Genomic DNA, 12148 nt, shown 5'->3' with positions numbered 1-12148 from the left:
GGCTCTCTCATCCGGCTTTCACCGAGGCCTCATACGGTGGGGGCATGACGCAGGTGACTCCTCCCGGGTGGTACCCCGACCCCGGGCAGACGAATGAGGGGCCGGCCGCCGAGCGCTGGTGGGACGGCAAGGCCTGGACCGAGCAGGTCCGTCCGGTGGGGCCGGCCGCCGCCTGGGGTCCCCCGGCGCCGGACGGCACGGGTGGGCCGGCGTGTCCGGCCTACCCGGCGTACCCCGCTCCGGCGCCGCCCGGACGGAAGCACAGGCTGCGGAACGGGATAGCGGTGGCGGCGGCCGTCGCCGTCCTGACGAGCATCGGTGTGGGCGTGTACACGCTGACGGACGACGACGGGGGCGGCTCCACCAGGACCTCTCGGGGGCCGGGCGGGCCGTTCGGTGACCCGGACGGACAGGACGGGGGCTCCGGCGGTTCCGGTGGCGAGGAGCCCGCGCCAGACGGGTCCGGGGCTCCGAGGATCGAGAGCGGGTCGGTGACCGACGCGCTGAGCGGCATCAGCCTGCCCGTCCCGGACGGCTGGTACGGCCAGGAGTCGCGGGTGGGCGCCTCGGTGACGTCGGAGGACACGTACGACTGTCCCGGCGACACCTCCAGGACCTGCACCAAGGGCGGGGCGTACTCGGCGCCGGCCCTGGCGTTCGGCACCCGCGGGTCCACCGCCGAGGAGGTCGCCAAGGCGGACATCTCCGCCAACGCGGAGGAGAGTTACGGCGGTGCGGCGTACGGGAGGATCACCTCGCACGACGTCCTCGCGTCCAAGGCCGTGACCGTGGCCGGGCAGAAGGGCTATCTGGTGCGCTGGAAGGCGGTCACCAGCAAGGGCTCCGACGGGTACGTCCAGTCGCTGGCCTTCCCGTCGCCCGCGCAGCCGCAGCGGATCGTCGTGGTCCGCTTCGGGGTGGACACCGATCAGAAGCAGTCCCTCCTCGACGAGATCGCCGAGGGCATCGAGGTGTCGTCGGGCGGCGGCAGCGGCCAGGACGTCTGACACCGCGCGGTCGACGGCCGGGTGGGGCGCCCCTCCGCTCACGAGGTGCCCCACCCGGCCGGGGTGAGCGCCGCCCCCGTCCCCACGGTGCGGCGCCGTCAGGCCACCGTACGGTCGTCCCGTCGACGGCGGCCTGCGTTTCACTCGAGACCGAGGGCCGGCAGCACGGAGGCCTCCACGAAGCGGATCAGGTACTCCGCATCCGCGGTGCGGCCGTCCAGGACGGGCCGGACCCGCAGCGGACCGAAGATCCGGGTCCCCCTCCGGAGGAGGCGCCCCGCGATCGCCGGGCTGCGTGATCACCCCCGCCCGGCGCCGCCCCTCCGGCCCGCGGTCGGTCCGTGACGATCGCCGGGTCGCCGACGCCCGGCCGGCCGGCCGTTCCCGGCGTGCCCCGCGAAGCGGCGCGGGCAGACCGGCTCGGCCGGGAAGGTGACCGTCGGGTCGTACCAGCGGTGGCCCGCGCGCAGGCCGACGGTACGGCGCACGGCGGCGCCGGAGCCCTCGTCGACGGACGTCCGGTGGCGTCCGCGGGCTGAAGGAGTCGGCGCCGGTCGGCTTCGGGCCTGGGTGAGGGTCTCTCGTACGGTGCCGGACAAGGAGCGTTCCAGGAGCGGTGAACACCGCGGAAGGGCGCGGTGGCGCGGGTACGGAGGCCGCCGGTACGTGAGATGCGGCGACGCGTCGTGGACCGTCCCGGATCACCGCGCGGACCCGGCCGGCCCCGGGAATCCGCCGTGCCAGTGGTCCCGGCGCAGCGCCGCTTCGGTGCCGGTGAGGTACACGGCCGTGGCGAGCCACTGGGCCGCGTACCGGTCGAGATCGGCCGCGTCGAGGCGGCCGAACACGTCGCGGGTGCGGTCGGCGGCCACCGCGCCGAGCGCGGTGACCAGGGCCGCGCCGGTGACGAACCCTCCGCGGCGCAGCGCGGCGGCGTGGCCGCGCGGGCCGTCGCCGCGCGCGGGTTCGGCGGCGGCCCGGCGTCCTCCGGCGACGGCCAGTTCGACCAGCCGGCGGACGCGCCAGAGCGGCGGGTCGTCCGCGGGAGCGGCGGGGAGGGGCCCGGGCCCGGAGGGCGGGCCCGCCGGGAAGTGGTCGTCCAGGAGGCGGTCGTAGCCGAGATCGGCGCGGCCCTGCCAGTCGTCCGGCAGGCGCAGGGTCGCCTCCGCGCCGGGCAGCGGGGCGACGGCGAGCGGGCGGAGGGTGGTGACCCGGTCGGGGTCGAGGCGTCCGACGACCCGGAACCGCAGTCCGGGGTGCTCGCCCAGGCGCCGTAGGTTCGTGGTGTGGGCGAGGGAGGGATGGCGGTGCGCGGGGGCCAGCCGGACCGGTCCGTCCCCCCGCGCCGGCAGTACGCGGACCAGCAGGTCCTCGCCGTCGGTGGCGGCGACCTCCACGTCGCGGACGGTCAGGGGGCCGGTGTGCCCGGCCGCGCCGGGATCCGGCGGGATCCAGGGCCGTCCGGCGGCGGAGGTGGCGCGGACGCCCGGTTCCGGCAGCAGGCGGCCGTCCGGGGCGACGACCGCTCCGGTGACGATCAGGCCGCCGCGCGACACCCGGAAGTGGTCGCTCAGGAAGGACCGGAGGGCGACGTGGGCGGTACCGGCCCGGCGGGCGCGGGCGGGGCCGCCGGGCTTGACGTCGGGGAGCGTGTACGCGTGGCCGTCGTCGTCGACGAGGTGGGTGACCACGCCGCCGAGGCCGTCCGGTCCGATCACCGGTTCGCGGCAGACGCCGTACAGCCGCAGCGGCCCGTCGGGGCGGTGGTGGCGGCGGACGGCGCCGATGAGCGCCGGGTCGGGGTCGGCGGACCTCAGGCGGTGGGTGACGAGGAGGAGTTCGCGCAGGGCGTCGACCAGTGCGGCGAGGGCACGGGGACGGTGCGGGTCGCGCTCGTCGCGCAGATGGCGCACGACCTCCAGGGCGGCGGCCTCCGCACGGTGGAGACCCGCGAGGCGGGCGGTGTGGGCGGCACGCAGCACCTCTGCCTGGAGGACCGCTCCGGCCCCGGCGGTCCCGGCGGACAGCACGGCCGCCGCCGCCGTCCAGAGCCCGGAGGCCGCCCGTGTCCGGTCGGCGGAGGGGGCGCGGACGGACCGGCGCCCCGTCCCGGCGAGCGGCGTCTTCCGCGCGCCGGGACGGCCGGGGGCGGCCCGGCGGCCTTCGTCGGCGGGACGGTCGGCATCAGCCGGCTCCGGAGCCGGCGTCCGACCCGCATCCACGGGCCGGACCGGAACCGCCGGACGGTCCGCGTCGGCCGCGGGCGTCGCGTCGGCGACCGGGCAGGCGCCCAGGACCGCCGCCAGGTGCAGGCAGCGTGGGGCCAGGAGGCAGGTGCAGTGGGTCTGGCCGGGGTCGGTGACGGTGCCGGACGGGCCGGGGGCCAGGGTCACCCGGGCGTCCTCGCCGCAGCGGACGCGGACGGTGCCGTCCTCGGTGGTGACCGGTGTGCCGGCCAGGGCCTCGACGGCCGCGTCCAGTCTGCCGCGGAGCCTCGTGGTGAGGCTCTCCACCGCGGAGGCGAACACCTCCGCTGCGACGGGTGGAAGTGAGGAACGGCTCATCGGGCCGCTCCGCGGAGGCGCTCGCCCACCCAACGGGCGAGCGAGAGGGGGCTGAGGGCGGCCACCGGCATTCCGGCCGCGACGAGTCGCCGCGCGACCGGTACCGAGTAGCGGGGGGCTCCGTCGTCGTTCAGGGCGGCGCAGCCCAGCAGGTGGACGCCGGAGGAGACCAGGGACCCGACCTCGGTCAGCAGACCGTCGGCCGCACCGCCCTCCTCGAAGTCGCTGACGACCACCATCAGGGTGCGGTTCGGCACCGTCACCAGGGTGCGGGCGTGCGCGAGACCGGCCGCGATGCGGGTGCCGCCGCCAACCTTCACCTCCAGCAGCAGGGAGAGCGGGTCGTCGATCCGGTCGGTGAGGTCGACGACCCGCGTGCTGAAGGTGAGGAAGTGGGTGGAGAGCACGGGCACGCCACCGAGTACGGCGGCGGTCAGCGCCGACCAGACGACCGAGGACTCCATGGATCCGGACACGTCGACGACGAGGATCAGCCGCCAGTCGCTCTGCTGGGCGGTGCGGGTCCTGAAGACCGGCCGTTCGGGGACGATCCGGACGGTGCCGTCCTCCAGGCGGCGGCTGTGGACGAGGTTGGCCCGCAGGGTACGGGGCAGGTCGAGCCGGCCGCCGGGGCGCCGGGAGGGGCGTGGTGTGGTGAGGCCGGTCAGCGCGGGGCGCAGCCGGGTGGCGAGTTCCCGGGCGAGTTGCTCGACCAGCCGTTCGACCAGCGGTCGGAGGCGGGCGACCCGCTGTTCGGGCATTCCCCTGGCGAGCGACAGCACGGCGGACAGCAGTTCCACGGAAGGGCGTACCGCGTCCGGGTCGAGGTGGTCGATCACGTCCGTACGGCCCCTGGCCGCGGCGCGTCCCAGGACTTCCTCCCGGATGTCCGCGCCGAAGAGCGCTTCGAGGTCCTCGGCCCAGTGCCGAACGCTGGGGCGGCTCCGGCCGTGGCCGGAGGTGAGCTCGTCCGGGCCGCCGCCGGCCGGATCCGTGCCCTCCGCCCGGTCCACCGTGTCGCCGTCCGCGTCCTCGGCCCCCGTCCGCCCGTCCCGTTCGAACAGTTCGTCGAGGACCAGGGCGTAGGGCACCAGCTCCGGGGGGAGTTCCGCCGTGCCGCGGCCGAGCAGCAGCCGCCAGCGGTCGGCGGGGCCGAGGCGTGGGACACCGGGCTCCGTGCCCCGGGCGGGACGCCGGCCGCTCGCCGCGGACGTCCGCCCGTCCGGGACGGGGGCGTCCGGGACCGGACCGTCCGGGGGCAGAGGGCTCGCCAGGTCCGCCAGGCCCAGTTCCCTCAGCAGGGCCAGCCCTTCGTGGTCGGCCTCGGCCCACCGGCCGGCCGTCTCGGCGGGCACGGGGAGCCGGAGGCCGGGCCGGTCGCCGAGCCGGTCGGTCACGGCCGCCAGCAATCGCCCGCGTCCGTCCGGGGTGAGGGTCTGGAAACCGCCGCGCAGCGCGGGGAGCCGGTCGAGGAAGTCCCGGTCGTCCAGGGTCTCGACGCGCTCCAGCAGCGGGGCGAGGGAGGCGGGCAGGGACGCGATCAACGGTCCGGCGGCGACGAGCAGACCGGCGAGCCGGCGCTCCAGCCGGTGCCGGGTGTCCGGTGCCGTGGCCGAGTCGACCCAGTCGGCGAGTCTTCTGCCCAGCAGCTCCGAGCCGTCGAGGTCGAGCAGGACCCGGGCGGCCAGGGCCGCTCCCTGGACGAGCGGCGAACCGGTGTGCGCGAGCGCGTGCAACTCGCCGTCCAGGCGCAGCCCGAGCCGTTCCTCACCGCTGCGGACGGCCAGGGTCACGAGCGCGATGGCGTCCTCCGTCTCGTCACTGCCGGCCAGCCCGGGCAGGGCGCGGACGGCGGCTTCCAGCAGGAGGTCGCGGAGTGCCGTCGCCCGGAGGCGTGTCCGCCCGGTCGTGCCGGGCAGGTGCTCCCGGCGTATCGACTCCAACAGGTCCATGCACCGCAGCAGTTCGGGAAGCGTGGCGGCAGCGGGCAGGACCCGTGCGGCCTGCGTGAGACAGTCGCCGACCAGGTCCGGCAGGGCGCACCGGGCCGCGGCCCCCAGCAGGCCGACGACCTGCTCGGGGGTGGCTCCGCCGGACTCCGCCGCCCGGCGGTGGTGCTCGCGCAGGGTGCCCTCGGCCGCCTGGGCGGCGGTGACCCCTCTGACGCCCACCAGGTCGAGCCGGGCCGCGACCGACGGGGTCCAGGCCGCCCGCCAGCGTGTGGTGAGGGCGCTCCCCTCCCCCGCGGCGGACACCTCGACCGGCTCCGCGTAGCCCACTCCGCACTCCTTGAGCCGCTGGAGCAGGATCTCGCGCCGGGCGTCGAGGGCGGAGCGCAGCGGCGAGAGCCTGACCTCCCGGTGACCGGCGCCGCCCGGCCCCGGCAGCCGGAGCGAGGCGAGTTCCGCCTCCACCCAGGGGCCGAGACCGGACCGGGGTGTGCCGGGGGCGAGCCGGCCGCGGTCCGTGCCGACCAGCACCGTCTCCAGGGCCCGGCCGGGTGGTGGTCCCCCCTGGCCCAGTACGGACGTCACCGCCTCCAGCAGCTCGTCCCGGCCGGGTGCCGCCAGACCGCGCAGGGTGCCGAGGTCGCAGGCCAGTCGCAGGGTCTCGATCGCCTCGCCGGTGCCCGCGGGGTGGCCGGCCGCGCGGATCTCCCGGCACACCTCGGTGACGACGCGGGCGGCGGCGTCGCGTATCCGGCCGGGGGCGCCGCCCGCGCCGAGCACCGCCTGCCGCCAGCGCGGGTCGCGGATGCCGGCCGGGTATCCGGAGCGGGAGTCCAGCAGGGCGAAGGCGTACGGCACGAGGGAGGTGACGACCGGAGAGCCCGCGCCGGCCGCCTCCCCCTCGGCCGTGGCCCCGTCCTCGCCGGTCAGTCCGGGCGCGTGGAAGGCGCCGACCACCGCCGCGACCCGGCGCTTGCCGGCCCCGGCCGCGGCGACGGCCCGGCGCATGTGCGCCTCCCGGGCGAGGTCGACGGCCGCGATGCCGCCGCGGGCCGCCCGGTCCCGGCGCACGGCCAGGCCGAAGCCGAGGGCGGCGCGGCGCACGGCGTCGGGAGCGCTGCCGGGTGCGAGCGCTTCCACGGTGCGGTCCCACAGCTCGTCCGCGTCCGCCCCGGCCACCGGGGCGGGCGTCCGCTCCGGCGCCGTGAGGGGCAGGTCGCAGCAGATCACCTCCGCGCCCCGGTCCCGCGCCCAGCGGATCGCCGCCAGTTCCGGGGAGAAGTCGGCGAGGGGGTACAGGCTCAGCCGTCCGTCCTCGTACGCGCCGGCCAGGGCCACCGGCGCCGTGGTGCGCGGATCGGAGAGATACGGCAGCCAGGGCTGGAAGTCGGCCGGCAGCTCGACGCAGAGGACCTCGGCGCCCGCGGCGTCCAGCAGCCGGGGCACGGCGACGGCCAGTGCGGGACTGTGGTGCCGTACACCGATCAGATACGGCTCCGTGCGGGCCGCCGGCGCGGCCACCTCTGCTCTCGCGGTCATGGGTCCAGGTGGGCGGTTCGGCGGGGACGGCCGTACGGAACGGCCGTCCCCCTTCGTGACGGAACTCAGCGACGGCGCTTCCGCGGTCGCGGCACCTCCAGTTCCTCCAGCTGGGGCTCGTCCCCGTCCTGGATCCGCCGCCAGGCCTCGCGGTAGAGAGCGGCGACGGGCCGAAGGGGCACCACGACGCCCAGGGCGGGCCCCTCGCCGTCCAGCAGTCCGTACATCGGCAGCTTCCACCGCTCCAGCGGGAGGTGCGGATTGGCGAGCTGGGTCCAGCCGCCGGGCAGGAACAGGGAGCGTCCGGCCTTGGAGCGGTCGCCCTCGATGACGAGGCCGGTGGCGGCGAGTTCGGCGCGGGCCGCCCGCAGCCTGGCCGTCCCGCCGCGCTGCTTGCCCCAGCCGGTCCAGCGGGCGGTGTTGCGGTCGGTGGGGTCCGGCAGGGTGAGCAGCATCAGGTGGAGGACGGCGGCGTCCTCGCCGATGCCGTACCGCTCGGCGACCTCCGTGACGAGGTCGGGTACGGACCGGGCGGGGTCCTGCGGCCACCACGTCCCGTCCGCGTCGCGTTCGCCCGCCACCGGGTTGCCGGGATCGGCGAGCAGCTCGGCGAACCGCCGGTCGTGGACCAGGCGCAGCGCCGTTTCCTGGGCGTTGGGCCGCTCCCCGGTGAACAGGGCCGTCAGGTGCGGGTCGTTGCCGGTCGCGTCCAGCAGCGCGGGACGGATGGCGGGGACGGGTTCGGGCCTCCCGGTGCCCAGCACGACCGCGCCGTGGCACACGAAGTCGTCGCCGGTCCCGGTGGGCTCTCCGGCGGCCCGCCGGAAGGCCTCCCAGTCGGTCCGCCGGTCCACCTCGAGCAGCAGGCCCGGGTGGGCCAGCCGGTCGCGCAGCGCGGTGAGCACGCCGGGCAGGGTGGCGCGGATCGGGTCGCCGGCCGGGAGGCGGTGGGCGAGCCACGCGGCCAGGGCCACCGAGCCCTTCAGGACCGCGCCGTCGAAGCCGGGCGTCCGCTCGGTGCTCTCCGGGCGGTAGGCGCCGATCCTCCAGGTGAGGTCCCGGGACAGCCGGGGCTCGGCGGTCACGTCGAGGAAGCCGCGCAGCGCCTCGGCCGGCGCCCAGCCCGGGGAGACCACGCCGCGGACCGCGTCGTGAAGCACTTCCTCGGGCAGGGGCGCGCGCCGGCCGAACCGCTCGTTCCACACCTCGGCCGCGCGGGCGGCGTCGGGGCCGTCCGTCCACAGCCGGGACGGATCGGCGGGCAGCAGCGCCGCGACCACGGCCTGCCGGGCGTCCGCGTCGAGCTTCCTCAGCTCGTCCTTGGCCACGCGCGCGTCGGCCGACTTCACGCCGATCGTCCTCAGCGTCGCCGAGGGCACCGCCACGCGCTCGTCGTCGATCATGGGCAGTCCTGCGACCACCAGCCGGGCCATGGTCGGGATGACGCCGGTGAGCCGCGCGAACTCCTCGGCGGCCGCCGGGAACCAGGGCGCCGGACCGCGTTCGGCGAGTTCGGCGCGGAACGCCGTGGCCCAGCCGGGCGGCCGCGTCGGCTCCGCCACCAGTGGTCCGGAGGCGACCAGGGTGTACGGCGCGGGTGTCTCGAACCGGCCGGACGGGTCGTGGAAGAGCGCCCCGTAGTGCCGGCCGGCGGACTCGCCGCCGGGGTCCCGGTCCTGGAGGAAGCGGAACGCGTGCTCGGGGAAGACCAGGAACGCGCCGTCGCCGAGGTCGAGCACGGCCGCGCCCCGGTGCCCCTGGATGGCGCCGGGCCCCTCGAACAGGCTCTGGTCCAGCCGCAGCCGGACCCCCCGCCAGTGCCCGGGGTCCAGGTCCGTGAGCCCTTGCGCGTCGAACTCCTCGAGGTACGCGTCCAGCGCCTTCCGGTGTTCCTCCACGACGGCCTCCGAGCCGGCCCGCAGCGCCAGGATCGCGGGCAGCACGGGCAGCGCCGGGACGTGCAGGCACTCCAGGGACTCCTGCCTGGCCGCATCGAGGTGGGTCCGGCCCGTGGGAGCCGGCTCGGCCAGGCCCCGCAGGGAGCGGCCCAGCAGGGCCGGCAGGTCGTGGAGGTGGTGGTGGAAGTCGTAGAAGCGGCGGCGCCAGCCGATGGTGAGTCCGACGCCGTTCAGCGCCGCCCCGAGCACGGCGTCGCCCACCTTGGGCCGTGGCTCCCGCAACGTCTCTCCGGCGATCGCGGAGTCGAGCCGGGCCAGCGCCGCGTCCAGGACGCGCTGTTGTTCGGCGGCGTACCGCACGACGCCGGTGATGCCCGCCCGCAGCGCCTCGTGGCCGACCTCCGGCAGCAGCTTGCGGACCAGCCGGGGCACCAGGTCCCGGTCGTCCCCGACCGGCTCGTCCGGGTTCCCGGTGTTCCGCGGTCGCTCCGCCACGGCCCCGGCCAGCAGTGCCCGTGCGGTGTCCTCGCCGAGCCCGCGGAGCGCCGCCGAGCCCTGTGGGTCGCGGGGCCGGAGCAGATGCCAGTGGGGCAGGGGCGGCAGCAGCGCGGTGCCCGCGCTGAAGTGCCCGTGCGTCCGGTCCTCCGGGACCTCGGCGAGCACCGTGCCGTCCGGGTCGAGCAGCCGGACGCCGGCCCAGTCCCCGATCACGGCCAACGTCCGTTCGGCGCCGGGGAACCGCAGCGCGTGCCGGAGGAACGTCTCCCTGCCGGCCGGTACGACGACCGAGCGTCCGGCGAGGTCCTCGCCCCGCAGCCGGCCGTCCGGCAGCCTCGTCAGGCGCCAGCCGAGGAGTCCGTCCACGGGGGCGCACACCGGACCCGGTACGGCGGTGGGGGCCGGCCGCAGCCAGGAGTTCTCCAGGACGTGGTCCTCGGAGCCGGTGCCCGGTCCCCCGCCGAACCAGTCCGGCGTTCCGGGTTCGCCCACGGTGTCGCCGACCGGGTCGTACGCGCGCCAGGTGTGCCGCCTGTCCTCGGTTCCGCGGGCGGCCCACACCCAGTACGACGTCCCGTCGCCGATCACCCGCCGCCTCGCCCGGACCACCGTGTCCCCCCGGCGCAGCACGCCGTGGCCGGCGGTGCGTCCGCCCCCGGGCAGCGGGAGGGAGACGAGGAGCCGGTCCGCGTCGCGTCCGCCCGCCTTGGTGCTGGCGTTGGGGCGGCCTCCGACGGGCACCGGTGACGGGTCCGGAGCGTGGCTCCAGTAGCCCTCGGTGCCGGTGTGGTACGAGTCCCACGCGACGAACAGTGCGCCGTCCACGTACTGGCAGTCGACCCGCCACAGATGGTTCTTCATGTCCGGCGGGAGCCGCAGCTCATGGGTGAGCACGGTGCCTTCCGCGCCGATCACCCGGGCCTGGGTGCCGGCCATGACGACGAGGTACGGCCAGGCGTCGACGACCCGGACCTCCGGGGCGCGCTCCCCCGGTGCACAGGGCGGGAGTGCCTCCTCCCAGGCGGGCCAGCCCAGTTCGTCGAGGATGCCGGTGCGCAGCGCGCGGGCGAGCGCGGGGGCGATCCCGGTCCTCAGTGCGTCCCGTACCGCCTCCTCGGCGACCGCCAGCACCTCTCCGGGCAGCCGGTCCAGCGGGCGCAGCACGCCGGAGTAGCCGGAGAGCGCGGGCAGTTCGGCGGTGAGATACCTCCGGCTGACCTCGCCCACCCATTCGGCGAGCATGGGCCGCCCGCCGGGGGACTTCGCCAGGGTGAGGACGGTCTCCTTGTGGTTCGGCCGGCCGTCCTCGGGACAACCGCGCCGGAACGCGGGGCGGAAGCGGTGGTCGGCCGCCAGCGCGACGAGATCGCGCCGGGTGTCGCGGGCGGCCCAGTCGGTCAGGCCGAGCTGCTGGCCGTCCTGCGGTTCCGCCACCGGTATGCGCAGCGACAGGAGCTGGTCGAGGAGGTCCACGTCGCTGACCGGGGGCGGCAACGTGTCTCCGGCGGCGTGCAGTTCGGCGCGCAGCGTGTCGGCCATGCGGTCGACGAGCAGAGCGAGCTCCGGCGGGGCGAGGCGCCGGCGGTCGACCCGGCACAGGGAGAAGAACCTGCGCGTCCACCCGGCCGTGCCGTCGGGGGGCCGTACCTCGGCGGGCAGCTCGGCGTCGCACAGTCCGGCGGTGGCGCCGGACTTCTCCAACAGGTCCAGCCACTGGGACAGGTCCGCGCCCTCCCAGTCCTCGGGCATGAGGCCCAGCAGGGTGCCGCGGACGGCGGGCTCCCGCCGGGTCAGTTCCAGCAGGGCCTGCCGGTGCGTCTTCCACCAGGCGGGCGGCGCCTTGCGGGTGCCGGGCAGCGTCAGCATCTCGCGCAGGTGGGCCATCTCCTGCGCCTGCGCGTCCTTGCCCGCGACCGCCTTCGTCAGTTTGCGCAGTTCGGCCGCGCCCGGGCTCGACGGAGGCAGCCCGTGCGCCGCCAGCCGGGCGAACAGTCCGCGCAGGTGCCGGAGTGCCGTCGCGGCCGGTACCCGGGAGCTCAGCCCCTTGGCGTAGCTGGAGAGGACCTTCGTCGGCATGGCGTCAGCGAGGGCGAACTCCAGGAACACGGCGTCCATGCGCGCCTCGTCGAACGGCAGCGCGTGGGCCGTCTCGGCCTTGCGCGCGTTGACGAACATCTGGGACGCGTACGCCTTCTCGTCGGCGGCCAGGAAGACCCGGCCGGCCTGCTCGTAGAAGGTCGGCAGGAAGTGCGGTACGGACCCCGCGAGCCGTTCGCCGACCGACTCGTAGGCGGCGCGGGCCCGCTTCGGGCTCGATCTCGCCTTCCGCGCCACCTTGTTCATCTCCTCGACCAGGGACATGGCGAGGTGACCGTCCGAGGGGTGGTGGACCAGCACCCAGTCGGGGAAGCCCAGGGCCCGGGGCCGGCCGAGACCGACCTCCACCGGCTCGCCCTCGGGTTCGAGGCCGAGGAAACCGGTGGGCGGGCCCTCGGTCCGCCCGCCGGTGGTGAGGCGTACGACGGTCCGGCCGTCCAGGCCCGGATGGCGGTAGGCCTGGGTGTACACGGGCACGGCCCGGTCGCCCGCCCCGCTGGTGCCCGGCGGCAGCACCGCACCGGCGCGCAGCAGTTCCTCCGGGTCCGCCGGCGCGGTGTGCCGTGTCGCCGGGTCGTTCATGAGCGTGTGCCCTT

The 12148-nt window shown here is 76.6% G+C and carries 4 protein-coding genes and 1 pseudogene; 1 reads left to right on the top strand and 4 read right to left on the bottom strand.

Features of this window, described 5'->3' with window-relative positions; genetic code table 11:
- Nucleotides 1-44 precede the first annotated feature (44 nt).
- Nucleotides 45-1007, top strand: a complete 963-nt coding sequence (locus ACZ8ZB_RS29720) for a DUF2510 domain-containing protein (protein WP_470740689.1) — start codon at nt 45-47, stop codon at nt 1005-1007.
- A gap of 140 nt (nt 1008-1147) precedes the next feature.
- Here the strand turns inward: ACZ8ZB_RS29720 and ACZ8ZB_RS29715 are convergent.
- The 4 genes and pseudogenes from ACZ8ZB_RS29715 to ACZ8ZB_RS29700 all read right to left on the bottom strand — a co-directional run.
- Nucleotides 1148-1261, bottom strand: a pseudogene (locus ACZ8ZB_RS29715) (TetR family transcriptional regulator); the annotation flags it as partial.
- A 447-nt stretch (nt 1262-1708) separates the two neighbouring features.
- Nucleotides 1709-3571: a hypothetical protein gene (locus ACZ8ZB_RS29710; protein WP_470740688.1), complete on the bottom strand. Its 1863-nt coding sequence runs from the start codon at nt 3569-3571 to the stop codon at nt 1709-1711.
- Nucleotides 3568-7059: a DUF5682 family protein gene (locus ACZ8ZB_RS29705; protein WP_470740687.1), complete on the bottom strand. Its 3492-nt coding sequence runs from the start codon at nt 7057-7059 to the stop codon at nt 3568-3570. The genes ACZ8ZB_RS29710 and ACZ8ZB_RS29705 overlap by 4 nt, the downstream gene beginning before the upstream one ends.
- 65 nt (nt 7060-7124) lie before the next feature.
- Entirely contained in the window at nt 7125-12134 is a 5010-nt protein-coding gene (locus ACZ8ZB_RS29700; protein ID WP_470741609.1) for a DNA-binding protein, read from the bottom strand.
- Between the last annotated feature and the right edge of the window lie 14 nt (nt 12135-12148).

The organism is Streptomyces sp. 12E, assembly GCF_055633275.1.
This window is presented reverse-complemented; position numbering and strand designations above follow the sequence as displayed.

Excerpts from the sequence above, each read along its gene's own strand:
- ACZ8ZB_RS29710 (WP_470740688.1), bottom strand. The coding sequence starts at position 3,571 with ATGAGCCGTTCCTCACTTCCACCCGTCGCAGCGGAGGTGTTCGCCTCC.
- ACZ8ZB_RS29720 (WP_470740689.1), top strand. The coding sequence starts at position 45 with ATGACGCAGGTGACTCCTCCCGGGTGGTACCCCGACCCCGGGCAGACG.
- ACZ8ZB_RS29705 (WP_470740687.1), bottom strand. The coding sequence starts at position 7,059 with ATGACCGCGAGAGCAGAGGTGGCCGCGCCGGCGGCCCGCACGGAGCCG.
- ACZ8ZB_RS29700 (WP_470741609.1), bottom strand. The coding sequence starts at position 12,134 with ATGAACGACCCGGCGACACGGCACACCGCGCCGGCGGACCCGGAGGAA.